The sequence below is a fragment of the Streptomyces sp. NPDC006798 genome (assembly GCF_040635975.1).
Classification (GTDB): Bacteria; Actinomycetota; Actinomycetes; order Streptomycetales; family Streptomycetaceae; genus Streptomyces.
In genome coordinates this window covers 42,327-65,032 of record NZ_JBEYIS010000025.1, presented here as the reverse complement: position 1 = coordinate 65,032, position 22,706 = coordinate 42,327, and the positions used below count along the sequence as shown (strand labels likewise).

Sequence of the window (22,706 nt, the reverse complement as noted above, 5' to 3'; positions counted from 1 at the left end):
GCGCGGACCACTCCGGGCGGTCCCTCCGGGGCCCCCGGCAGTCGGGTGACGGCCGGGCGCGCCGCGCCGTGATCGGCGGCCGCCGACCGCACGCTGTGGCCCATGGCACGTTGTGAGGTCTGCGGTAACGAGTACGGGATGACGTTCGAGGTGCACGCGCAGGGCGCGGTGCATGTCTTCGACTGCTTCGCCTGTGCCATTCACCGGATGGCGCCCATCTGCGAGCACTGCCGGGTCCAGGTCATCGGGCAGGGCGTCGAGGCCGAGGGCCACTGGTACTGCGGGGCGCACTGCGCCCGGGCCGAGGGCCGGGTCGGCATCATCGACAAGGTCTGAGCCGCCCCGGCCGCGCCCGGCCGCACGGCACGGGGGACCACGGGGTGCCGGAGCGGTGCCGGGAGGGGCCCCACCGGCGGACCCGCCGGGGGCGGCAGGTACCGTCGATCCGTGTACCGCTTCCTGTTGACCCGGCAGTGGGTGAGCCTCACCCTCATCGGGCTCGTCCTCATCCCCACGATGATCGAGCTGGGCTTCTGGCAGTTCCACCGCCATGAGCGCCGCGTCGAGCAGAACGCGCTGATCGCCCGGAACCTCGACGCGAAGCCGGTCGACGTCACCGAGCTGACCTCCCCCGGCCACAAGGTCCCCCGGGCGGACTACTGGCTCCGCACCACCGCCACCGGCACCTTCGACACCTCCGGCGAGGTCGTCGTCCGCCGCCGTACCGACGCCGACGAGCGGGTCGGCGTCCATGTACTGACACCGCTGGTGCTCCGGGACGGCCGGGTCGTGATGGTCAACCGCGGCTGGGTCCCGTCCGCCACCGACCCGAGGGCGTTCCCCGAGGTCCCCGCGCCCCCGAAGGGGACCGTGACGATCACCGGCCGGCTCAAGGCCGACGAGACCACGGCCGCCAGCGGTATCAAGGACCTCGCCGGGCTGCCGCCGCGCCAGGTGATGCTGATCAACAGCGGCCAGCAGTCGAAGCTCCTGGGCAAGGAGGTGCTCGGCGGCTATATCGAGCTGACCGGCCCGAAGCCCGCGGACGGCGGGCCCGAGACGATCCCGGACCCGGACCACGACTCCATCGGCGCGCATATGGCCTATGCGATCCAGTGGTGGCTCTTCACCGCCGCCGTACCCGTCGGCTGGGTGGTCCTGGTCCGCCGGGAGATCCGCGACCGGCGGGCCGCCGCCGAGGCCGAGGCGGCGAAGAGCGCCGCGAAGGAGCCGCAGGAGCCCAAGGAGCCCGCGACGGCCTGAGCCGCGGCCCGTACATCCGTACGTCTCTTGGCCCTCCCGAACCGGTCCCGGCCCCGCCCCGGCTCCCTTGATCACCCCTTCCGTCCCGTCCGTCCCTTCTGCCCCCGGCGGAACAGGTGTCCGGCTGATTGACCGTCGTACGCAGCGGGAACACGCGAAACGTGACCCTACGCATCGAGGACTACGCCCTGATCGGCGATCTCCAGACGGCTGCCCTGGTCGGTACGGACGGATCCGTCGACTGGCTGTGCCTGCCGCGGTTCGACTCCGGCGCGTGCTTCGCGGCCCTCCTCGGCGACAAGGAGAACGGTCACTGGCGGATCGCCCCCAAAGGGTCCGAGCGCTGTACCACCCGCCGCTACATCGGCGACACCCTCGTCCTCGAAACCCGATGGGAGACCAGGACCGGCACGGTCGAGGTCGTCGACTTCATGCCCCAGCGGGACACCACACCCGATCTCGTCCGGATCGTGCGGGGCGTCGAGGGAACCGTCGAGATGGAGTCCGTACTGCGGCTCCGCTTCGACCACGGCTCGATCGTGCCGTGGATGCGCCGCGCGGGCGGCCACCGGGTGGCGGTCGCCGGGCCCGACTCCGTATGGCTGCGCAGCGAGCCGCCGGTACGGACCTGGGGGCAGCAGTTCAGCACGGTGTCGTCGTTCTCCGTCGGCGCGGACGAGCAGGTGGCGTTCGTCCTGAGCTGGCACCCCTCGCACGAACAGCGCCCCGACCCGCTCGATCCGCACGAGGCGCTGCGGTGCAGCCTCGCGGACTGGGCGGAATGGTCCACCGCCTGCCGCTCCCGGGGCCGTTACCGGGAGGCCGTGGTCCGCTCCCTGATCACCCTCAAGGCCCTCACCTACGCCCCCACCGGCGGCATCGTCGCCGCACCCACCACCTCACTCCCCGAGGAGATCGGCGGCGTACGGAACTGGGACTACCGCTTCTGCTGGCTGCGGGACTCCACCCTCACTCTGGAGGCCCTGCTCACCGCGGGCTACCAGGAGGAGGCCACGGCCTGGCGGGACTGGCTGCTGCGGGCCGTCGCGGGCGATCCGGCGGACCTCCAGATCATGTACGGGCTCGGCGGGGAGCGCCGGCTGCCCGAGACGGAGCTGCCCTGGCTCTCCGGATACGCGGGCTCCGCCCCTGTACGAGTCGGCAACGCCGCCGTCGACCAGCTCCAGCTCGATGTCTACGGCGAGGTGATGGACTCCCTCTTCCTGGCACAGGAGCAGGGGATCCCCGGTGAACGGCACGCCTGGTTCATCCAGTTGAGCCTGCTGGGGTTCCTGGAGTCCAAGTGGCGCGAACCCGACGAAGGGCTCTGGGAGGTCCGCGGCCCCCGGCGGCACTTCGTGCACTCCAAGGTGATGGCCTGGGTGGCGGCCGACCGGGCCGTACGGACCCTGGAAGGCGACTCCACCCTCCGCGGGGACGTCAACCGGTGGCGGGCGATGCGGGACGAGGTGCACCGGGAGGTCTGCGAGCGGGGGTACGACCCGGTGCGGAACACCTTCACCCAGTACTACGGCTCCCGCGAACTCGACGCGGCGACCCTGCTGATCCCCCGGGTCGGCTTTCTGCCGCCCGACGATCCGCGGGTCGTCGGTACGGTCGACGCGGTCCGCGCCGAACTGGGCGCCGACGGCGGACTCGTCCGCCGCTACAGCGCCGAAGGCACGGTGGACGGGCTGCCCGGCGGCGAGGGCGCCTTCCTGGCCTGCTCCTTCTGGCTCGCGGACGCCCTGCGGATGACCGGCCGCCCCAAGGAAGCCCGGGAACTCTTCGAACGGCTGCTCGCCCTGCGCAACGATTTGGGGCTGCTGGCCGAGGAGTACGACCCCGGGGCCGGGCGGCAGCTCGGGAACTTCCCGCAGGCGTTCAGTCATATCGCCCTGGTGACCACGGCCCTCGCGCTCGACGACGACGAGGCGGCAGGATAGGGCCATGGATCTTGGACTGAAGGACCGGGTGTACATCGTCACCGGCGGCTCCCGCGGCCTGGGCAACGCGTCGGCGCGGGCACTCGTCGCCGAGGGCGCGAAGGTCGTCGTCTCCGGACGCGACGAGGCGACGGTCGCGGACGCGGCGGCGGAACTGGGCCCCGACGCGGTCGGCGTCGCCGTCGACAACGCCGACCCCGACGGCGCGGAACGCCTGCTGGCGGCGGCCGGGGCGCACTTCGGCCGGGTCGACGGCGTCCTCATCAGCGTCGGCGGCCCGCCGCCGGGGGCCGCGGGCGACAACACGGACGAGCAGTGGCGGGGCGCGTTCGAATCCGTCTTCCTCGGCGCGGTACGGCTGGCGCGGGCGGCGGTCGGGGCGCTCGGCGAAGGCGGAGTCGTCGGCTTCGTGCTCTCCGGCTCCGTCCACGAACCCATCCCCGGGCTCACCATCTCCAACGGACTCCGCCCCGGCCTGGCGGGCTTCGCCAAGTCCCTCGCGGACGAGGTCGGGCCGCGCGGGATCCGGGTCGTCGGCCTGCTGCCCGCCCGGATCGACACCGACCGGGTCCGCGAACTCGACGCCCTCACCGGCGACGCGGACACGGCCAGGGCCGGGCACGAGTCGCGTATTCCGCTGCGGAGGTACGGCGCGCCGGAGGAGTTCGGGCGGGTGGCGGCGTTTCTGCTGTCACCGGCGGCGTCGTATCTCACGGGCGTGATGCTCCCGGTCGACGGCGGCGCGCGCCACGGCTTCTGACGGGACGCCTCCCGCTGCGGGGTCCCTCGCGCCGGACGCCTCCCGCTGCGGGGTCCCTCGCGCCGGACGCCTCCCGCTGCGGGGTCCCTCGCGCCTGCCGGGCCCCAGCGCCTCGGCTCTCCGAGTGAGGGCCACGCCATCCGCCCAGCCGGGCGAATGTCGTCGGGCCCGACCACGCGCGGTCTGTGGCTGGTCGCGCAGTTCCCCGCGCCCCTGGTTGCCCTCCTGACCGCCCTCCGGAAGAGACCGGCCCCTTCCCGAGGGCGGTGCCCTTGTCAGGCCCGGGGCCGGGAAGAGCATTGAGGGGCGCGGGGAACTGCGCGACCAGCCACAGCCGGGCCGCGGACCGCCGACGACAGCGGGTAGCCGGGCGCGGCCCGGGTTCGGGGCGGTGCCGTGGAGGACCAAGGCGCCGGGAGCGCGCGGGAGCCCCGGGTCAGGAGACGCGGCGCGGCGCGTGGGAGGCCGCGTGGAGGCGGGAGTCCGTGGGGAGCGCCGCCAGGCCCGTGGAAGCCCGGGCATGCTCCACCGCCTCCTCCGTCAGCGCCCGCAGCGTCCTCGCCGGTGAGGCGTGCGGCTCCAGCTTGAGCCGTACCCGCGCCTCCGGCTCCCCCCGGCGCCGCCGCAGGGCGATCCTGGCCCCGGCGACCCCGTCCAGGGTCTTCGCCTCGGCTTCCATCGCCCGTTCCAGGGCCCGGCCCCGCAGCCGTGCGACATCGCCGTCGGATCCGGTGTCGACCACGACGTCCGCGAGCCGGGCCCGGCGCAGTTGGGCCAGCAGCAGCCAGAGCGCGAGCAGGACCAGGACGGCGAGGGCCGTGACGACCACGGGCCAGAACCAGCTCTCGGAGCGCCATCGTTCCCGGTCGGCCGTACTGAGCACCACGTCGCCGGGCCCGTACCAGGGCCACCAGGACGGTACGGAGAGCCCCGTCCCGGCCGCGAGCGCCGCGCCCCCGAGTGCCAGCAGTACGAGTCCGGCGAGTCCGAGCGCCACCCGGTTGACGGTCCTCAGCATCGACGGGTCACCTCTTCTTGCGGGGTGGCCGCGCCACCCGGACCGACAGCACCGGCGGCTTCGCCAGGCCGAGTTCACCGACGGCTCCGGCGAGGGCCGTGTCCAGGTCGGCGTGGACGTCGTCGAGGTCGCGGAAGTGGGAGCGGGCCCGTACGGCTGCCTTGCGGCGCCCGACCCGGACCCGTACGGACTGCACTCCCGGTACCTCCAGCGCCTGATCGCGCAGATACAGGGCCGCCGCCTCCCGGGCGAGTGCGGCTCGTACGGGCCCGGGGGCGGCCGGAGCCGCCTCCCGCCGCATGGGCAGCAGGGCGCGGAGGCCGGGGGTGAGGGCGAGCAGGAGCAGCCAGAGGCCGACGGCGACCGCGACGGCGGCGACGGCCTTCGTCCAGGGGTCGTCGAGGGGGCGGCCGGCGAGATCGTCCGCGACGGTGCGCCGCCAGGCCATGGCGGGGCGATCGGCGCGGACCGCGGCGATGTCGTAGAGCAGGATTCCGGCGGTGCCGAGGACGACCAGGGCCAGCAGTCCGGCGGGCACCCGCCGGGCCGACCAGGGCCGCCGGGCATGGGCGGCGGGGGTCCCGGGCGGTTCCGGGGCGGAGCGCTCCGGAACCGCTCCGGAACCGCCGGGACCAGAGCCCGTACGCCCGGCGGAACCGGAACCGCCGGTCCCGGGGCCCGGCGTACTGCCCTGGGCGGCGTCGTTGGCGGGGGCTGGTGGTGTCATCGGATGTCACGCTCCCCCGCGCGGCCCGCTCGGGGCGGATGGAGGTGTTCGACGGCGATATCGACCTCGGGGACGTCCATCCCGGCCAGGCTCTTCACCCGTTCGACGACCCGGCGGCGGACGGCGGCGCACCGCTGTCCGATATCGGCGGGGTACTCCAGGTCGAGGCTGATCCGGACCCGGGCGGTGTCGCGGTGGACGACGACTCCGGCATGCGGCGCCGAGCCGCCTTCCGGGATCCGGTCCAGCGCTTCTCTCGCCGCCCGTGCGGCGATCTTGGCGACGACGCGTTCCGCGATCACGGTCGCGCCCCGGTCTCCCGCCGCGACCCGGCCGGGTCCGGGGACCCCGGGGGTACCGGGCGGCGCCCCGGGGCCGTCCGTCACCCGGGTCACCGGGGCCGGTCGCCGCGCTCGCGGCCACGGAAGAAGTCACCGGGTTCGAGGTCGCCCTCCAGGAAGCGCCCGACCACGAACCCGACCGCCCCGAGCGCGGCGACCAGCAGAAACGCGCCGAACCCGCCGAAGTACCCGGCGAAGCCGAGTGCCATTCCGGCCACCAGGCCGACCGCGGACATACTCATGTTCAGCTCCTTCGTCCGGACCACCGGATCCAGTAGGGACCCCGGCTACTGGAGCCGGGACTCCTCTTCCTCGTCGTCCTCCTCCTCGGGGAGCTTCACATCGCTGACCGCGATGTTGACCTCGACCACTTCGAGGCCCGTCATCCGCTCCACCGCGGCGATCACGTTCTCCCGTACCGCCCGGGCCACCTCGGTGATCGATACGCCGTAGTCGACGACGATCTCCAGGTCGAGGGCGGTCTGCACCTCGCCGACCTCGGCCTTCACCCCTCGGGTGACGCTGGCCTTGGCGCCGCCCGGGACCCGGTCGCGTACCGCGCCGAAGGTCCGGGAGAGCCCGCTGCCCATGGCGTGGACGCCGACGACATCACGGGCCGCGAGTCCGGCGATCTTCTCGACGACTCCGTCGGCGATGGTGGTACGCCCCCGGGAGCCGGGGTCGCCGCCGCCCCGTTTGCTCACGGACGTCCTCCTCGGCTCGTCGCCCGAGCCGGTTCCACTGCTCGCGGTGTCACTCATACCGGTGTCCTTTCCGGGCCCTGTCGATGGTGCGGTTGGCGGTGGTACCTGGCTCGCGGCCCGGTACCACCCCGGGCGTCACGGCCCGGCGACAAGACCTTGGGAGTGCCGCAAATGGTTGGATATGCACCTTTCTGACACCACACTAAGGGGGAATGCCGGGTCTCGCGCCGGGGATGCGGCAGGCTGGTGACATGACCACTGCCGACGCGGTACGCGCCCGGCTCGGCCCGGGCCGACTGCTGCCGCTGGGCCGGGCGGACGGCGGCGCCTGGCTGACGGAACAGGCCGCCGGGACGGTACTGGCCCGGGCGGCGGCCGGGATCGGAGGCGTACGGCCGGGCCGGATCAGGCTCTGGCTCGCCGATCCCGCGACGGCGCTTCCCGCCGCCGTTCCGGCCCCGCCGAGCGCCCTGCCGTACGGGCCGCTGCGGATCGAGGCGGATTTCGCGGCGGACGGGGCGATCCTGGCCCGCCGGTCCCTGGCCGCGCTGGGCGACGCGGTACGGGGTGCCCTGCTCACGACGGCCCGGGACGTCCTGGATCTGGAGATCGCCGAGGTCGGGCTACGACTGACGGACGTACTGGACGAGCCGGTGGAGCCGGACGGCGGCCCGGAGGCCGTACCGCCGTCGGGATCGCCCGGGAACGCGGCCGATCCGGTCGCGGTCGCCGTGGCGGAGGTCGCGGGGGTGGCAGGACTGACCGGAGTCCTGGGCGAGCCGGTCCACCGGGAGCACGACGGGATCCGGGTGGAGTGCGCGGTGGCCGCCGGTCATCGCCCACTGGCCGTCGTCCGGGCGGTCCGGGCGGCGGCGCGGCAGGCACTCGAAGCGGATCGCCCGGTATCCGTACTGGTCACAGCGGTGGAACCGGCCGCTCCCGGTACACACTGAGGAGCCGGACGGGCCGACAGGCCATACGCTTCCGGTCAGTCGCCGAGGCCCGCCAGATCCCGCAGCCGACGCGCCTGGGCCGCCCGCTCGGCGGCGCGCTGGTCCTCGTAGGAACGGTTCACCGCGCCCTGGAGCAGGGCCTTGGTCTCCACGACCGCGTCCCGGGGGGCGGCCAGCAGGGCCGTGGTCAGGTCCCCGGTCGCGGCGTCGAGCTCGGCGGCGGGGACCACCAGATTGGCCAGGCCGGTGCGCTCGGCCTCCTCGGCGTGGACGAAGCGGCCCGTGGCGCAGATCTCCAGCGCGCGGGCGTAACCGACGAGGGAGACCAGAGGATGCGTTCCGGTCAGATCGGGGACCAGGCCGAGGCCCGGCTCCCGCATGGCGAACCGTACGTCGTCGGCGACGATCCGCAGATCGCAGGCGAGGGCGAGCTGGAAGCCCGCCCCGATGGCATGTCCCCGCACGGCGGCGACGGAGACGAGATCGCTCCGGCGCCACCAGGTGAACGCCTCCTGGTACCCGGCGATCGCGGCGTCCAGCGCCGTATCGTCCATCCGGGCCAGGTCCAGGAACGACGGCTCACCGTCGAAGCCCTCCGGGGTGAAGCCCCGGCGGTCGAGTCCGGCGGAGAAGGACGGGCCCTCACCGCGCAGCACCACGACCCGGACCGAGCCCGGCAGCGACCGTCCGGCCCGGGCCAGGGCCCGCCACATGGCGGGCGACTGGGCGTTCCGCTTCTCCGCGCGGGTCAGCGTCACCGTGGCCACCGCGTCCGCGATGGTGAGCCGTACGCCGTCCTCGTCCAGTACGGGCTCCGGCACGGCGCCGCGTGTGGTGTCCCGTACGGAATCGGATTCGGGCGTGGTCATGGGGCGCCTCCGGGTCGGTAGGGCACGGTGCCGTCCACGGTAGACTAAGCGACCGCACAGTAACCACCCGTCGGGACCGGAAATCCGGCCGGGCACGCCAGGATCGCCGTCCGGGTACGAACCCGGACCGGACCCGGCGCGACGCCGGACGGCCGTCCGGTGCCGAGCACCCATGACCCGCACGGACCCACCCGGCCTGATCCGGCGGACTCCCCGGCGGGGAATCGCGGAGGGCCGGGGCCGACGCGGCGCGTCAGACCGCGGGAGCCTTCTTACCCCGGGTCGCCCCGCCTCGTCCGCGCAGTGTCACCCCGGACTCGCTCAGCATCCGGTGGACGAATCCATAGGACCGGCCCGTCTCCTCGGCCAGCGCCCGGATACTCGCACCGGAGTCGTACTTCTTCTTCAGGTCTGCCGCGAGCTTGTCGCGCGCGGCGCCGGTCACCCGGCTGCCCTTCTTCAGAGTCTCGGCCACCCGTGCCTCCTCATGGGAAGTGCGCTCTGGACTTCTCATGATCACCCCTCGCGGGCCTCCTGGCCACCCATTCGACAAGGTCCATGGGACGACCTTTGCCCCGCAAAGCCGCCGGGAGGCGACCGGAATCCTGGATTCCGGACGGCCGGGAATCCGGAACCGAATCCGGATCCGGCAGGAGTTGCCTGGTCAGGGTCGGTGCGAGGGAAGGAGATCGACATCGGCCCCGGAGTGGTGGGAAAAATTCGGCCTTCGCCAGCAACCACACCGGGGTACCAGAGCGTCTCACTCAGATGACGGATCACCGGTGAGCCGAATGATCCCTACGGAAGTGATCATCGACGCCCGCCGCACCGAGCGCCGGGGCGCCGGACCGGCCCGGCGGGGCCGCGGGGCGGGTCAGGCGAGCGCCACCAGGTCCGCGTAGTCCGCGCCCCACAGGTCCTCGACGCCGTCCGGCAGCAGAATGATCCGCTCCGGCTCCAGCGCCTCCACCGCTCCCTCGTCGTGCGTGACCAGGATGACCGCGCCCTTGTAGGTCCGCAGCGCACCCAGGATCTCCGCCCGGCTGGCCGGGTCGAGGTTGTTGGTGGGCTCGTCGAGCAGCAGCACATTGGCCGACGACACCACCAGCGTGGCCAGGGCCAGCCGGGTCTTCTCACCGCCGGAGAGCACTCCGGCCGGCTTGTCGACGTCGTCGCCGGAGAAGAGGAACGAACCCAGGGTCTTGCGCACCTCGACCAGATCGAGATCGGGCGCGGAGGAGCGCATGTTCTCCAGCACGGTGCGGTCGGGGTCGAGGGTCTCGTGCTCCTGGGCGTAGTAGCCGAGCTTCAGCCCGTGCCCGGGGGTGACCTCGCCGGTGTCGGGCTGCTCGACCCCGGCGAGCAGCCGGAGCAGGGTCGTCTTGCCCGCTCCGTTGAGGCCCAGGATGACCACCCGGGAGCCCTTGTCGATGGCCAGATCGACATCGGTGAAGATCTCCAGCGACCCGTAGGACTTGGAGAGCCCCTCGGCCCGGAGCGGGGTCTTCCCGCAGGGCGCGGGTTCCGGGAAGCGGAGCTTGGCGACCTTGTCGGCGACCCGGGCGTCCTCCAGGCCCGCCAGCAGCCGCTCGGCGCGCCGGGCCATGTTCTGCGCGGCTACCGTCTTGGTCGCCTTGGCGCGCATCTTGTCGGCCTGGGCGTTGAGGGCGGCGGCCTTCTTCTCGGCGTTCTGCCGCTCGCGCCTGCGGCGCTTCTCGTCGGCCTCGCGCTGCTGCTGGTAGAGCTTCCAGCCCATGTTGTAGACGTCGATGGTGGCGCGGTTGGCGTCCAGGTAGAAGACCTTGTTGACGACGGTCTCGACCAGGTCGACATCGTGGGAGATCACGATGAAACCGCCGCGGTAGGTCTTCAGGTACTCCCGGAGCCAGACGATCGAGTCGGCGTCGAGGTGGTTCGTCGGCTCGTCGAGGAGCAGGGTGTCGGCGTCGGAGAAGAGGATCCGGGCGAGTTCGACCCGGCGGCGCTGACCGCCGGAGAGGGTGTGCAGCGGCTGGCCGAGCACCCGGTCGGGCAGTCCGAGGGCGGCGGCGATGGTGGCCGCCTCGGCCTCGGCCGCGTAGCCGCCCTTGGTGAGGAACTCGGTCTCCAGGCGCTCGTACCGCTTCATCGCCTTCTCGCGGGTGGCGCCCTTGCCGTTCGCCATCCGGTCCTCGTTCTCGCGCATGCCGCGGAGCACGGTGTCCAGGCCGCGGGCGGAGAGGATGCGGTCGCGGGCGAGGATGTCGAGATCGCCGGTACGGGGGTCCTGCGGGAGGTAGCCGACCTCGCCGGAGCGGGCGATGGTGCCCCCGGCGGGGATGCCCTCACCCGCGAGGCACTTGGTGAGAGTCGTCTTCCCGGCGCCGTTGCGGCCGACGAGGCCGATGCGGTCGCCCTTGGCGATCCGGAAGGAAGCGGACTCGATGAGGACACGGGCGCCGGCGCGCAACTCGATGCCGGAAGCGGTGATCACGGACAGACTCCAGAAACAGCGGTATGGACGGCGGGAGGGTGGGCGGGCGGTACTACGACGCCGTCTATTGCGCGAGGAGAATGGCCATAGGGCCAGTCTAACGGGGTGTGCAAGTGGTTTTTCCGGTCACGCGGCGGGCGCCGGGCGGGCCCCGAGCGCGCTCGGGAGCGGCCGGGAGGTGCCTTGCGGGCCTCTGCCCGGGGCCGGGGCGGAAGGGCCGGGGCGGAAGGGCCGGGCTCCCGCGCCGCCGGACGGCGGGCCGTGGTGATCCGTAGCGGATCCGGCGGTACGCGGCGGGCGATCCGGGTGCTGTGCCCTGCCGTCCGATGCCGCCCGGGGCCGTCCGGTGCTGTGCCGGATGCCCGGTCGGGCATCCGGCACGGCGTCGGGGTCAGGCGCCGCCGGTGTGGACCTGGAAGGCGGCCCGGCGCAGCGCCTTGGCCAGCGCCGGATCGGGATGCGCGGCAGCGAGCGCGACAAGTACTTGCACCGTACGGGGGTGGCCGCCGGAGCGGACCTCCTCCAGCAGCGCCGGGACGGTGCCCTGGACGGCCGCGTCGAGATGGCGCAGCAGCAGCTGGGGCTCCCCGTGGTCGGCGACGGCGGCGGCGGTGTCGACCCAGAGCCAGGTGGCCTCGTCACGGGTGAGGACGTCATGGGCGTCCTCGGGGTCGACGCCCTCGTACTCGGCGAGCCAGAGCAGGGCGTAGGGGCGGAGTGACGGTTCGTCGGCGGCGGCCCGTACCTCGGTCTCGGCGGGGGCGCCGACCACCCGGAGGGCCTCGAAGGCCAGTCCGCGCAGCAGGGCGTCCTCGCCGCGCGCGACGGCGAGGAGTTCGGCGACGGCTCCGGCGACCGTACGGGCGGCCAGCCAGGCGCGGTACTCGGCGCGGGCGGGTCCGGGGGTGAGCCGGGCGCAGCCGCGGAGCATGTCCTCGGCGGGCTGCTCGATGTTCCCGGCCGGGCTCTGGGCGGCGACGCAGATCTGTTCCAGCTTGACCCAGACCGCCCAGTTGCCGAGCGGGGTGAGGGTGGCGGAGCGGCCCCGGTCGAGGGTGAGGGCGCCGACGGCGGCGAGGCCGTCCAGTGCCCAGTCGAGCAGGGGGGCGGCCGTGGAGTCCCCGGGGACGTCGGGGACTTGGGTGATGAACGGCCCGCCGGGAAGGACCGCCGCATCGGCAACAGGCGGTACGGGCGGCACGGTGGCGGCGGCCGGGACGGCGGGGGCGCCGGGGGCGGCCGATACGGCCGTGACCGGCGGGACGGCGGATGCGGTCGCCGCGGCCGGGACGGATGCGGGGTCGGGGGCGAACGTCCCTTTGCCGGGGATGCCCGCTCCTTTGGGGGCCGCCGGGGCCAGGGCGATCTCGCACCGCTCCTCGCGCAGTTCGGCCACACGCTGTTCCAGCAGGTCGAGCAGGGCCGGGACAAGTACTGGTCCGGCCGAGAGCTGGAGGAGGGAGAGCAGCTGCGGTACGGCCTCGACGACCTCGGCGACGGCGGTCGCCGCCGTACCGTCGGGGGCGGGGTGGGCCAGCGACCAGGCGTCGAAGAGGGCGACCCAGCCGCGCAGCACGGCCATGTCGTCGCGGTCCCAGGCCCTCAGCCGCCAGCCGGGGCGGGCGATGTCGCCGTGGAGTTCGACCAGTCCGGCGAGCCGGGCGCGGTCCCAGCCCGCGCGGACCTGCCGCGGGGCGAGCCCGAGCGCGGCGGCGGCCCGTACCTCGGTGGCGTCGGTGAGGGGGACCGTACCGGCGGCGTCGCCGTCGACGGCGGCCCAGCGGGCGACGCGGACCGCGTCGGAGAGGACCGTACGGGCCTGGCGGGCCAGTTCGGCGGGGGGCGGGGTGCCCTCGGGGGGCCTCGGCGCGGGCCGGGTGCGCCGGGTGGTCACGGCCTTGCGTGCGCTGGTCAGCGGTCGCGGGCGGACAAGACGGAGTCTGGGGTTGCGCGCCAATTGCTCATCAGGCTTTCGGGACGTCACGGGGAGCAGTCTTCCCGCTGACGGCCCGAAAGCCCAAACGGAACGGGACGGACCGCGTTCCGGCGGTGGTGGCCGGGGGCCCGGAACGGCACGCGGAAGCCGGGTGACGGACCGGTGCCGGGCGGCGGGACAGGGGGCTGCCGGGGGTTGCCGGGCGGTTACATCAAGGGCGTGAGGAAGCGGCGCAGGGACTCCTCGTAGGCGGCGGGGTCGGTGTTCCAGTTGGCGGCGTGCGGGGCGTCGAGGACGGTCCGCAGGGTGACCAGGTCCGGGCGGGCGGCGGTGAGGCGGCGGGAGGGGCCCCAGGGCGCGAGAGTGTCGTCGGGGCCGTGGAAGATCAGGGTCGGTACCCGGACGGCCTGGGCGTCGGCGGCGACGGGCAGCCGGTCGCGGTAGAGCCCCGCGCGGCCCCGGGCGGCCCGGACGACGAGCGGGACCAGCGGGCCGGGGACGTGCCGGGCGCGGGCCAGGGCGCGCAGGGCCGCCTCCTGGTCGAGGACCGGGGAGTCGAGGACGAGGCCCCTGACGTGGTCGCGCAGGGCGGAGTTCGCGGCGGTGTGCAGGGCCATGGTGGCGCCGGTGGACCAGCCGTGGAGTACGACGCGGCGGGCGCCCCGGGAGACCGCGTACCGCAGGGCGGCGTCGAGGTCGCGCCATTCGGTCTCGCCGAGGTGGCCGAGGCCGTCGGGCGAGCGGGGCGCGCCGGGGTCGCCCCGGTAGCCGACGGCGAGTACCGGCAGGGCCCGGCCGTGCAGGAACGGCAGCAGGTTGAGGGCCAGCTCGCGGGTGGTGCCCAGGCCGTGGACGGCGATCACCCAGAGGTCCCGGGCGGCGGGGACGAACCAGGCCGGGAGGGGGCCCAGCTCGCCGGGGACGGTGACTTCCTCGTAGGGGATGCCGAGCGCCGTCCCGGGGTCGCCGGAGTGGAGCCGGGTGGTCATCCGGACCTTCGTGCCGGGTTCGAGGGTGCCGGGTCCGACCGCGTCGAGGCGGCGGACGACGGTGTCGGGTGTGGCGGCCGGGCCGTCGAGCACGGGTCCCGCGACGGCGTGGACGTCTGGTCCGGCGAGGCCGTACGTGCCGGGTCTGCGGGACGCCAGGGCGCGCGTGAGGGCGACCCGGCCGGGGTCCGCGGCGTGCACGGTGAGCCGGGGGTCGCCGGGGAGCGGCCGGTCGGGCGCGGGACGCAGGGTGGCGTCGACGGCGCGGCGGGCGAGGGCCGCGGCGGTGCCGATGCCTGCGACTGTGGTGACGGCGGCGGCCGTCGCGGTTACCGGGCGCACCGTTCCAGTGTGGGGACGACCGCGCCCCGCTGCCAGTGGGGCGCCTCCCGCGGGGGTACGGGACGGGTTCCCGGTGGGGCCGCCCGGCGGTGTCCGTCGGGCGCGCGCCGTCCGGACGGACCGGCCGTCCGGACGCAACTGCGGCACATGAGGATCCGGCGGCACGAAAGGACCGGCGGCACAAGGGACCGGCGGCACAAGGGACCGGCCGTTCGGACTCGGACGGGGACGGGGACGGGGACGGGTGACGCGGAAGAACGGTACGGACCCCGGGCCGGGCGGACCGGTCGCTCAGCCCGGCTGGCCGTAGGAGCGGAGCCGGGCCGCGGTCTCGGTGAGCTGGTCGTGGGTGAGGAGGCGCGGGGCGAGCCCGGGTACCGACGCGGCGAGCAGCCAGACCCGGCACATCCACTCCAGCTGGGCCGTGCGGTCGTACGCCTGCTCCAGGGTCGCGCCGACCGCGACGGTGCCGTGGTTCCCCAGCAGGCACGCCTCCCGTCCACGGAGGGCCGTGAGCATGTTGCGGGCCAGTTCGCCGGAGCCGTAGACCGCGTACGGGGCGACCCGGACCGGGCCGCCGAGGTCCGCCGTCATGTAGTGGACCGGCGGTACCTCGGTAACGAGGGCGGAGACGGCGGTGGCGTGCGCCGCGTGGGTGTGGACGACGGCCAGTCCGTCGCGGGACCGGTGGACCGCCAGATGCAGCGGCAGCTCGCTGGTGGGCCTCAGCTCGCCGATCACCTGGCGTCCGTCGAGATCGACGGCGGTGAGATCACGCTCCGTGAGCCGGTCGTACTGCACTCCGCTGGGGGTGACGAGGACCAGCGGCCCCACCCGGGCCGAGACATTGCCCGAGGTGCCCACGACGAGCCCCTCGGCGGCCGTTCTGCGGGCCGTTTCGACCAGTTGCCGCCAGGTCTGTTCGAGAGCGCCGTCGGAGGCGCGTACGGTCGGTTCGGTCATGGGTGCGATCCTGTCAGCCGGGGCGGCGGGGGGACAGAGCACCCGTGATGCATATCACCACAAGATCGGACGAATGAGGCTTTCCACCCGGGAGAGGCCCGTCATACCGGCGGCCACCCCTCCGGAAGAGCCCCCGAAAGTCGAAGCGGAATGGCGAGAACCGCTTGGATACACCCCCAAGCCGGTCCCAGTTCACCTTCCGTTCACCCAGGTTACTTACCTTCGGCGAGCCACTGACCTCCAAAGATTGCCTGGGTAAATGGAACACATCACGCTGCTGCTCGCGATAGTGATCGTGACGGCTCTCGTGTTCGATTTCACGAACGGTTTCCATGACACCGCCAACGCGATGGCGACGACCATCTCGACCGGCGCCATGAAGCCCAAGACCGCGGTGGCCATGTCCGCCGTGCTCAATCTCGTCGGCGCTTTCCTGTCGGTGGAGGTCGCCAAGACGATCTCCAGTGGCATCGTCGACGAGGCAGGCATCACCCCAGAAGTCATCTTCGCGGCGCTCGTCGGCGCCATCCTTTGGAATCTGCTGACCTGGCTGGTCGGACTGCCGTCCAGTTCGTCGCACGCCCTGATGGGCGGTCTGATCGGCGCGACCGTCGCCTCCGTCGGCTTCAGCTCGGTCAACGGCGGCACGGTGATCACCAAGGTCCTGATCCCGGCCATCGCCGCTCCGCTGGTCGCCGGCCTCGCCGGTTACATCGGCACCCGGCTGACGTACCGGATCGGCCGCAACACCGACCTCAAGGCCACCGACAAGGGGTACAAGGCGGGTCAGATCGCCTCCGCGGGTCTGGTCTCCCTGGCGCACGGCACCAACGACGCCCAGAAGACCATGGGTGTCATCACCCTGGCCCTGGTCGCCGGCGACATCCTCGCCCCCGGCTCCAACCCTCCGATGTGGGTCATCGTCTCCGCGGGTGTGGCCATCGCCCTCGGTACGTACCTCGGCGGCTGGCGCATCATCCGCACCATGGGCAAGGGTCTGACCGACCTCCAGCCGCAGCAGGGCTTCGCCGCCCAGACCAGTGCCGCGACGGTCATCCTGGCCTCCTCTAACCTCGGCTTCTCCCTCTCCACCACGCACTCCTGCTCCGGTGCCGTGATGGGCGCCGGTCTGGGTCGCAAGGGCGGCGTGGTCCGCTGGTCCACCGCCACCCGGATGTTCGTCGCCTGGGGTCTGACCCTTCCGGCCGCCGGCCTGGTCGCCGCGGCCTCCGAGTTCGTCACCAAGCAGGGTGACTGGGGCGTCGCCGCGGTGGCGGTCTTCCTCGTCGCCTCCTCCGCCGCGATCTGGGTCGTCTCGCGCCGCCAGGTGGTCGACCACACCAATGTGAACGACGTCGACGACGACACCACCGGCACCGGTGGCACCGGCTCCTCCGGCGACGGCCAGGACTCCCCCGGTGTCGTCACCACCGCCATGGCCGCCGTCACCCCGCCGCCCGCCGGGGTGGTCGAGGACGGCGAGCTGAAGACCACCATCCCCTCCACCACCCCTGCTTCCGCGCCGTCGGCCCCCGAGACCGGTCCGGCCAGCCCGGCCGCGGTGTAAGGACGTATCACCATGAAAATCGACTGGGAAGCCCTCGGCTCCGTCTTCGGTGTCAGCCTCGTCGGCACCGTCCTCCTCGTGGGCCTGTTTGCCCTGGGAGTCATCGGCCTGACCAAGCAGGAGGCCGCCGCGGCCAACGGCGGCTCCGCGCCCCTCGCCCGTACCGGCGCCTACGCCTGCTTCGTGCTCTGCACGGTGGCGGTGGGGTACGGGATCTATCTGATCGTCACCTGATCCCCGCGGGTCTCTCCCGACCCGCCGATCCGGCTGATCGTCTTCAGCGTCCCGGCCCCCTGATCCGCCGGATCAGCTCGGGCCCCGGCCGTCCCCACGGCCGCGGAGAGCCGGGTCCGACCCCCGACGGGTCGGACCCGGCTCTCCGCTTTCCCCGCCGTCTTCCTGGTCGCCTTCCCGGTCCCGGCTGCTGGATGTGGCCCTGCGCACACTGCTCCGTCGCAGGTCAGGGGCGAGTTGACGGCCCTTCTCACCCCGTGGTGGACTGCCGGGGCCACTACGGAGGCAGCAGAGGAAGCCGGTGCGAATCCGGCGCGGTCCCGCCACTGTCACCGGGGAGCACATCCCCGGGAGCCAGGAACTCTCGCCGCCGTTTCACGTCGAACCAGGGCGCGGACACCCTGAGTGAGGACAATTCGCCATGCGCGGCATCGTCACGGCCCCCGCTCACGGGGCCGCACCCGGGTCCCCCGGCCCTTCGGGGCCCTCCGGCTCTTCCGGCTCTTCCGGGGATCCGATGAACGCCTACGGCACGTGCCGCGCCGCTGACGCCCTTCCCGGCTCCCTCACCCACCTCTCCCCCGGGCACTGAGCGATGCGGGCGGACCGGGTCTTCGCCATCGGCGCCACCGCCGGTCTCCTCGGCGATCTGCTGCTGGGCGACCCCCGCCGGGGCCATCCCGTCGCCGCCTTCGGGCGGGCCGCGGGCGCGGCCGAGCGGCTGCTGTGGCGTGACCACCGGGGCTGGGGCGCGCTGTATACCGCAGGATGCGCGGGCGGCGCCGCCGCCGTCGCGGCCGTGGCGGCCCGTGCCGCGCGCCGGCAGCCCGCCGCCGCCGTGGCCCTGACCGCCGCCGCCACCTGGGCCGTCGTCGGAGGTACGTCCCTGGCGCGGGAGGCCGGGGCGGTGGGCGCGGCGCTGACCGCCGGGGACCTCGACGCCGCCCGGGCGCGACTGCCCCATCTCTGCGGACGTGATCCCCAGGCCCTGGACGGGCCGGAGATCGCCCGGGCCGTGGTCGAGTCCGTCGCCGAGAACACCTCGGACGCCGTGGTCGGCGCCCTGGTGTGGGGCGCGGTGGCGGGGGTGCCGGGGCTGGTCGGATTCCGCGCGGTCAACACACTGGACGCGATGGTGGGGCACCGTTCGCCCCGTTACCGCCGGTTCGGCTGGGCGTCGGCCCGGCTGGACGATCTGGTGGGCGCCCCGGGGGCGCGGCTGACGGCGGCGCTCGCCGTGGTCGCGGGCGGGGACGCCCGGGGTGCCGTACGGGCCTGGCGGGCGGACGCGCACCGGCATCCCAGCCCCAACGCGGGCCCGGTCGAGGCGTCGTTCGCGGGCGCGCTGGGTGTCCGGCTCGGCGGCACGCTGGCGTACGGCGGCCGGGTCGAGCACCGGGCCGTGCTGAACGGCGGGGCCCGGCGGGTCGCCGTCGGGGACATCGAGCGGGCGGTACGGCTCTCGCGGCGGGTGAGCGCGCTGGCGCTGGGGGTATGTGTCGCGGGGCGGCTGATCGCCGGGCGGGCGGCGGGGCGACGGCTCACGGCGGCCGGGACGGGGACGGGGGCCGGTCGGGCGCCGGCGATGGTTGCCCGGGGCGGGTGACGGATTTTCCTCCGACCGGACATCGGTCCACAGGGCCCGACGAGATTTCCGGTCGGGGTCCAGCATGAGATCCGGGACGCGCGGCGGAGGGATGGCCGCGGTTCCCGGGACGACGGCACGACTTATCGGCAGGGCCTCCTCGGAGGCATCGGGCAGGACGGAAGGGGGTGGCGGCGATGGCCGGGCGGAAGCGCGGCGGCGGGCTGCTGGTCGCCGGGACGACGTCGGACGCGGGCAAGAGCGTGGTCACGGCGGGAATCTGCCGCTGGCTGGCGGGCCGCGGGGTGAAGGTCGCCCCGTTCAAGGGGCAGAACATGTCGCTGAACTCGTTCGTGACCCGGGACGGTGCCGAGATCGGCCGGGCGCAGGCGATGCAGGCGCGGGCGGCCCGGATCGAGCCCACGGCCCTGATGAATCCGGTGCTGCTGAAGCCGGGGGGCGACCGGACGAGCCAGGTGGTCCTGCTGGGCAGAGCCGTCGGAGAGATGAGCGCCCGGGGCTATTTCGGCTCCGGCGGGCGGCGCTCCGAGCTGCTGACCACGGTGCTGGAGTGCCTGGAGGAGCTGCGGGGCACGTATGACGCCGTGATCTGCGAGGGGGCGGGCAGTCCGGCCGAGATCAATCTGCGCCGTACGGATCTGGTCAACATGGGCGTGGCCCGGGCGGCCGAGCTGCCGGTGCTGGTGGTCGGGGACATCGACCGCGGTGGGGTCTTCGCCTCCTTCTTCGGTACGACGGCCCTGCTGGACGCGGTGGACCAGCGGCTGGTGGCGGGGTATCTGATCAATAAGTTCCGGGGGGACGCGGGGCTGCTGCGGCCGGGGCTCGACATGCTGACGTCGGTGACGGGCCGCCCGTTCTACGGGGTGCTGCCGTACGCCCACGGGCTCGGTATCGACGAGGAGGACGGGCTGCGGGTGTCGCTGCGGGGCGCGGTCCGGGAGTCGCTGGTGGCGCCGCCGGTGGGCGAGGAGATCCTCCGGGTCGCGGTCTGCGCGGTGCCCCTGATGTCGAACTTCACGGATGTCGACGCGCTGGCCGCCGAGCCCGGTGTGGTGGTCCGGTTCGTGGACCGGCCCGAGGAGCTGGTGGACGCCGATCTGGTGGTCGTGCCGGGCACCCGGGGCACGGTCAGGGCGCTGGACTGGCTGCGCCGCCGGGGGCTGGCGGACGCGTTGTCGCGCCGGGCCGCCGAGGGGCGTCCGGTGCTGGGGATCTGCGGTGGTTTCCAGCTCCTCGGCGAGCTGATCGAGGACGAGGTCGAGTCCCGGGCCGGGACGGTGGAGGGGCTGGGGCTGCTCCCGGTCCGGGTGCGGTTCGCGGCCGCCAAGACGCTGGCCCGGCCCTCGGGTTCGGCGCTCGGGGAGCCCGTCGAGGGGTACGAGATCCATCACGGGGTCGCCGAGATCCTCGGGGGCGAGCCGTTTCTCGACGGCTGCCGGGTCGGGGAGGTGTGGGGCACGCACTGGCACGGGTCGCTGGAGAGCGACGGCTTCCGCCGGGCGTTTCTGCGCCGGGTGGCCGCGGCGGCGGGGCGGCGTTTCGTCCCGGCGCCGGACACCTCGTTCGACGCGTTGCGCGAGGAGCAGCTGGACCGGCTGGGCGAGCTGATCGAGGAGCACGCCGATACGGACGGGCTGCTCCGGCTGATCGAGTCGGGGCCGCCGCCGGGCCTGCCGTTCGTGCCGCCGGGGGCGCCGGACCCGGTCCCGGAGGGCGCCTCGGCCACCGGGGCGGCCCCGGAGCCGGGCGGCGCCGGGGGCGTCGCGGCGGGGGCCGTGGGGCCGGACCCGGAGTCGGTGCCCTCACGCCGGGGGAGCGCCGCGGACGACCCGGCCGGGATACCCGGCACAGGCGGTACAGGCAAGACGGACGACACAGAAGCGGACAACGACCCGGAGGGAGAGGCATGAGCACGACGCCCTATCCGTTCACGGCCCTCGTCGGCCAGGACGATCTACGGCTGGCCCTGTTGCTGAACGCGGTCTCCCCGCGGGTCGGCGGGGTGCTGGTGCGCGGCGAGAAGGGGACCGCGAAGTCCACCGCGGTCCGGGCGCTGGCGGCGCTGCTGCCGTCGGTCGCGGTGGTGCCGGGGTGCCGGTTCTCCTGCGATCCCCGGGAGCCCTACCGGGACTGCCCGGACGGGCCTCACGAGACGGGTCCCGGCGGGGAGCGGCCCGCGCGGATGGTGGAGCTGCCGGTGGGCGCCTCCGAGGACCGGCTGGTGGGCGCGCTCGATATGGAGCGGGCCCTGGCGGAGGGCGTGAAGTCCTTCGAGCCGGGACTGCTCGCCGACGCGCACCGCGGCATCCTCTACGTGGACGAGGTGAACCTCCTCCACGACCATCTGGTGGATGTGCTGCTGGACGCGGCCGCGATGGGGGCCTCGTATGTGGAGCGCGAGGGCGTCTCGGTGCGGCACGCGGCCCGTTTCCTGCTGGTGGGGACGATGAATCCGGAGGAGGGCGAGTTGCGTCCGCAGCTGCTCGACCGGTTCGGGCTGACGGTGGAGGTCACCGCGTCGCGGGAGCCGGAGCAGCGGGTGGAGGTCGTCCGGCGCAGGCTGGCGTTCGACGACGATCCGGTGGCCTTCGCCGCCCGCTGGGCGGGCGAGGAGGAGGCGTTGCGGGGGCGGATCGAGGCCGCTCGGGCGCTGCTGCCCCGGGTCCGGCTGGGGGACGGTGTGCTCCGGCAGATCGCCGCGACCTGTGCGGCCTTCGAGGTCGACGGGATGCGGGCGGACATCGTGATGGCCCGGACGGCGGCGGCGCTGGCGGCGTGGGCGGGCCGGGAGGACGTCCTGGAGGAGGACGTCCGGCAGGCGGCCCTGCTGGCGCTGCCGCACCGGCGGCGGCGGAATCCGTTCGACGCGCCCGGTCTCGACGAGGAGAAGCTGGACGAGACGCTGGAGGAGTTCGCCGATCAGGGCGACGGACCGGAGGACGAGCCGGATCCCGATGGGGAAGGGCCCGGCGGCGGCGGTCCGGACGGGGGTGGTCCGGACGGCGGTGGCGGGGCCCCGCCTCCGCCGCGCTCCGGGGAGGACCGGAGTGTCGAGCGGGGTGGCTCCGACAGTTCCGACGGCTCCGACGGGCGGGACGCCCCGCCGGGGGACGAGACCGCGCCCCAGGAGGCCGGTGAAGGTGCGGCGCCGGTCGGTGGCGGCGGTCAGCGGCGGCCGGTGGCGGCCGGTGAGCCGTTCCGTACGAAGGCGCTGACCGTGCCCGGTACGGGCGAAGGTGCCGCGGGCCGCAGGTCCCGGGCGCGGGCCGAGCACGGCCGGACGACGGGTTCGCGTCGTCCCCGGGGCGCTCTGGGCTCCCTGCATCTGGCCGCGACGATACGGGCGGCGGCACCGCATCAGCGGGCCCGGGGGCGGGGCGGGCCGGGTCTGGTGGTGCGCCGGGACGATCTGCGGCAGTCGGTGCGCGAGGGCCGGGAGTCCAATCTGGTGCTGTTCGTCGTGGACGCTTCGGGGTCGATGGCGGCGCGGCAGCGGATGGGCGCGGTCAAGGGCGCGGTGCTGTCGCTGTTGCTGGACGCCTATCAGCGCCGGGACAAGGTCGGTCTGGTGACGTTCCGGGGCCGGGAGGCGGAGCTGGCGCTGCCGCCGACGAGTTCGGTGGACGCGGCGGCGGCCCGTCTTGACCGGCTGCCGACCGGGGGCCGGACACCGCTGGCGGCGGGGCTGCTGAAGGCCCATGACGTACTGCGGGTGGAGCGGCTGCGGGATCCTTCGCGCCGTCCGCTGCTGGTCGTGGTCACCGACGGCCGGGCGACCGGCGGGCCGGAGCCGGTGGCGCTGGCGTCCCGGGCGGCCCGGTTGTACGCCGCCGACGGAACGGCGTCGGTGGTGGTGGACTGCGAGTCCGGTCCGGTCCGGCTGGGTCTGGCCGGCCGGCTCGCGGGTGAGCTGGGCGGGACCGCCGTCACGCTCGACGGGCTGCGGGCCGAGGCGATCGCCGGTCTGGTCAAGGACGTTCGAACCGCTGGTGACAGCAGAAGGGCAGCGTAA

21 protein-coding genes and 1 riboswitch are annotated in these 22,706 nt (G+C 74.0%); of the genes, 10 read left to right on the top strand and 11 right to left on the bottom strand.

Going from position 1 to position 22,706, the window contains the following annotated elements; translation table 11 throughout:
- Positions 1–102 precede the first annotated feature (102 nt).
- The 4 genes from ABZ714_RS18870 to ABZ714_RS18855 all read left to right on the top strand — a co-directional run bounded on the left by ABZ714_RS18870 (position 103) and on the right by ABZ714_RS18855 (position 3,969).
- Positions 103–336 (top strand): hypothetical protein, encoded by a 234-nt coding sequence (locus tag ABZ714_RS18870; RefSeq protein ID WP_358826378.1) that lies wholly within the window; start codon positions 103–105, stop codon positions 334–336.
- A 111-nt stretch (positions 337–447) separates the two neighbouring features.
- Complete coding sequence (locus ABZ714_RS18865) at positions 448–1,263, top strand: SURF1 family protein (protein ID WP_358826377.1); 816 nt, start codon at positions 448–450, stop codon at positions 1,261–1,263.
- A gap of 161 nt (positions 1,264–1,424) precedes the next feature.
- A complete protein-coding gene (locus ABZ714_RS18860; protein WP_358826376.1) occupies positions 1,425–3,209 on the top strand; it encodes a glycoside hydrolase family 15 protein in 1,785 nt (594 codons plus the stop codon).
- A 4-nt stretch (positions 3,210–3,213) separates the two neighbouring features.
- Positions 3,214–3,969 carry an SDR family oxidoreductase gene (locus ABZ714_RS18855; protein ID WP_358826375.1) on the top strand — a complete coding sequence of 252 codons (756 nt, stop codon included), beginning with the start codon at positions 3,214–3,216 and terminating at the stop codon, positions 3,967–3,969.
- Between the two features lie 436 nt (positions 3,970–4,405).
- On the opposite strand, the gene amaP is transcribed toward ABZ714_RS18855, so the two are convergent.
- The 5 genes from amaP to ABZ714_RS18830 are packed head-to-tail and all read right to left on the bottom strand — an operon-like array spanning position 4,406 to position 6,816.
- Positions 4,406–4,987 carry an alkaline shock response membrane anchor protein AmaP gene (amaP, locus tag ABZ714_RS18850; RefSeq protein ID WP_358826374.1) on the bottom strand — a complete coding sequence of 194 codons (582 nt, stop codon included), beginning with the start codon at positions 4,985–4,987 and terminating at the stop codon, positions 4,406–4,408.
- A gap of 7 nt (positions 4,988–4,994) precedes the next feature.
- A complete protein-coding gene (locus tag ABZ714_RS18845) occupies positions 4,995–5,714 on the bottom strand; it encodes a DUF6286 domain-containing protein (RefSeq protein ID WP_358826373.1) in 720 nt (239 codons plus the stop codon).
- Positions 5,711–6,100, bottom strand: a complete 390-nt coding sequence (locus ABZ714_RS18840; protein ID WP_358826372.1) for an Asp23/Gls24 family envelope stress response protein — start codon at positions 6,098–6,100, stop codon at positions 5,711–5,713. The genes ABZ714_RS18845 and ABZ714_RS18840 overlap by 4 nt, the downstream gene beginning before the upstream one ends.
- 5 nt (positions 6,101–6,105) lie before the next feature.
- Positions 6,106–6,297 carry a hypothetical protein gene (locus ABZ714_RS18835; protein ID WP_358826371.1) on the bottom strand — a complete coding sequence of 64 codons (192 nt, stop codon included), beginning with the start codon at positions 6,295–6,297 and terminating at the stop codon, positions 6,106–6,108.
- Positions 6,298–6,342: 45 nt separating this feature from the next.
- Entirely contained in the window at positions 6,343–6,816 is a 474-nt protein-coding gene (locus ABZ714_RS18830; protein ID WP_358826370.1) for an Asp23/Gls24 family envelope stress response protein, read from the bottom strand.
- A gap of 194 nt (positions 6,817–7,010) precedes the next feature.
- On the opposite strand from ABZ714_RS18830, the gene ABZ714_RS18825 reads away from it, so the two are divergent.
- A complete protein-coding gene (locus ABZ714_RS18825) occupies positions 7,011–7,712 on the top strand; it encodes a hypothetical protein (protein WP_358826369.1) in 702 nt (233 codons plus the stop codon).
- Positions 7,713–7,747: 35 nt separating this feature from the next.
- Here the strand turns inward: ABZ714_RS18825 and ABZ714_RS18820 are convergent, their stop codons facing one another.
- The 6 genes from ABZ714_RS18820 to ABZ714_RS18795 form a co-directional block, all read right to left on the bottom strand.
- A complete protein-coding gene (locus ABZ714_RS18820) occupies positions 7,748–8,581 on the bottom strand; it encodes an enoyl-CoA hydratase/isomerase family protein (protein ID WP_358826368.1) in 834 nt (277 codons plus the stop codon).
- 253 nt (positions 8,582–8,834) lie between these two features.
- Positions 8,835–9,056 carry a helix-turn-helix domain-containing protein gene (locus ABZ714_RS18815; RefSeq protein ID WP_358826367.1) on the bottom strand — a complete coding sequence of 74 codons (222 nt, stop codon included), beginning with the start codon at positions 9,054–9,056 and terminating at the stop codon, positions 8,835–8,837.
- 399 nt (positions 9,057–9,455) lie between these two features.
- On the bottom strand, positions 9,456–11,054 hold the full coding sequence (locus ABZ714_RS18810) for an ABC-F family ATP-binding cassette domain-containing protein (protein ID WP_358826366.1): 1,599 nt from the start codon (positions 11,052–11,054) through the stop codon (positions 9,456–9,458).
- A gap of 391 nt (positions 11,055–11,445) precedes the next feature.
- The gene (locus ABZ714_RS18805) at positions 11,446–12,948 is read right to left on the bottom strand and encodes a hypothetical protein (RefSeq protein ID WP_358826365.1); all 1,503 of its coding nucleotides are present in this window, start codon (positions 12,946–12,948) and stop codon (positions 11,446–11,448) included.
- Between the two features lie 248 nt (positions 12,949–13,196).
- Positions 13,197–14,321 carry a hypothetical protein gene (locus ABZ714_RS18800; protein ID WP_358826364.1) on the bottom strand — a complete coding sequence of 375 codons (1,125 nt, stop codon included), beginning with the start codon at positions 14,319–14,321 and terminating at the stop codon, positions 13,197–13,199.
- A 291-nt stretch (positions 14,322–14,612) separates the two neighbouring features.
- Complete coding sequence (locus ABZ714_RS18795; protein WP_358826363.1) at positions 14,613–15,284, bottom strand: class II aldolase/adducin family protein; 672 nt, start codon at positions 15,282–15,284, stop codon at positions 14,613–14,615.
- Between the two features lie 259 nt (positions 15,285–15,543).
- On the opposite strand from ABZ714_RS18795, the gene ABZ714_RS18790 reads away from it, so the two are divergent.
- The 5 genes from ABZ714_RS18790 (at position 15,544) to ABZ714_RS18770 (ending at position 22,706) form a co-directional block, all read left to right on the top strand.
- Positions 15,544–16,851, top strand: coding sequence for an inorganic phosphate transporter (locus ABZ714_RS18790; protein WP_358826362.1), 1,308 nt, complete (start codon positions 15,544–15,546; stop codon positions 16,849–16,851).
- A 12-nt stretch (positions 16,852–16,863) separates the two neighbouring features.
- Complete coding sequence (locus ABZ714_RS18785) at positions 16,864–17,085, top strand: hypothetical protein (protein WP_358826361.1); 222 nt, start codon at positions 16,864–16,866, stop codon at positions 17,083–17,085.
- A gap of 244 nt (positions 17,086–17,329) precedes the next feature.
- Positions 17,330–17,472, top strand: a riboswitch (cobalamin riboswitch).
- 208 nt (positions 17,473–17,680) lie between these two features.
- Positions 17,681–18,691: a cobalamin biosynthesis protein gene (locus ABZ714_RS18780; protein WP_358826360.1), complete on the top strand. Its 1,011-nt coding sequence runs from the start codon at positions 17,681–17,683 to the stop codon at positions 18,689–18,691.
- Positions 18,692–18,867: 176 nt separating this feature from the next.
- Positions 18,868–20,604 carry a cobyric acid synthase gene (locus ABZ714_RS18775; protein WP_358826359.1) on the top strand — a complete coding sequence of 579 codons (1,737 nt, stop codon included), beginning with the start codon at positions 18,868–18,870 and terminating at the stop codon, positions 20,602–20,604.
- A complete protein-coding gene (locus ABZ714_RS18770) occupies positions 20,601–22,706 on the top strand; it encodes a putative cobaltochelatase (RefSeq protein WP_358826358.1) in 2,106 nt (701 codons plus the stop codon). The genes ABZ714_RS18775 and ABZ714_RS18770 overlap by 4 nt, the downstream gene beginning before the upstream one ends.

Bases quoted from the DNA above. Each gene is read 5' to 3' on its own strand.
- ABZ714_RS18855 (WP_358826375.1), top strand. From the start codon at position 3,214: ATGGATCTTGGACTGAAGGACCGGGTGTACATCGTCACCGGCGGCTCC.
- ABZ714_RS18770 (WP_358826358.1), top strand. From the start codon at position 20,601: ATGAGCACGACGCCCTATCCGTTCACGGCCCTCGTCGGCCAGGACGAT.
- ABZ714_RS18835 (WP_358826371.1), bottom strand. From the start codon at position 6,297: ATGAGTATGTCCGCGGTCGGCCTGGTGGCCGGAATGGCACTCGGCTTC.
- ABZ714_RS18790 (WP_358826362.1), top strand. From the start codon at position 15,544: ATGGAACACATCACGCTGCTGCTCGCGATAGTGATCGTGACGGCTCTC.
- ABZ714_RS18870 (WP_358826378.1), top strand. From the start codon at position 103: ATGGCACGTTGTGAGGTCTGCGGTAACGAGTACGGGATGACGTTCGAG.
- ABZ714_RS18795 (WP_358826363.1), bottom strand. From the start codon at position 15,284: ATGACCGAACCGACCGTACGCGCCTCCGACGGCGCTCTCGAACAGACC.
- ABZ714_RS18830 (WP_358826370.1), bottom strand. From the start codon at position 6,816: ATGAGTGACACCGCGAGCAGTGGAACCGGCTCGGGCGACGAGCCGAGG.
- amaP (WP_358826374.1), bottom strand. From the start codon at position 4,987: ATGCTGAGGACCGTCAACCGGGTGGCGCTCGGACTCGCCGGACTCGTA.
- ABZ714_RS18820 (WP_358826368.1), bottom strand. From the start codon at position 8,581: ATGACCACGCCCGAATCCGATTCCGTACGGGACACCACACGCGGCGCC.
- ABZ714_RS18845 (WP_358826373.1), bottom strand. From the start codon at position 5,714: ATGACACCACCAGCCCCCGCCAACGACGCCGCCCAGGGCAGTACGCCG.
- ABZ714_RS18785 (WP_358826361.1), top strand. From the start codon at position 16,864: ATGAAAATCGACTGGGAAGCCCTCGGCTCCGTCTTCGGTGTCAGCCTC.
- ABZ714_RS18775 (WP_358826359.1), top strand. From the start codon at position 18,868: ATGGCCGGGCGGAAGCGCGGCGGCGGGCTGCTGGTCGCCGGGACGACG.
- ABZ714_RS18780 (WP_358826360.1), top strand. From the start codon at position 17,681: ATGCGGGCGGACCGGGTCTTCGCCATCGGCGCCACCGCCGGTCTCCTC.
- ABZ714_RS18825 (WP_358826369.1), top strand. From the start codon at position 7,011: ATGACCACTGCCGACGCGGTACGCGCCCGGCTCGGCCCGGGCCGACTG.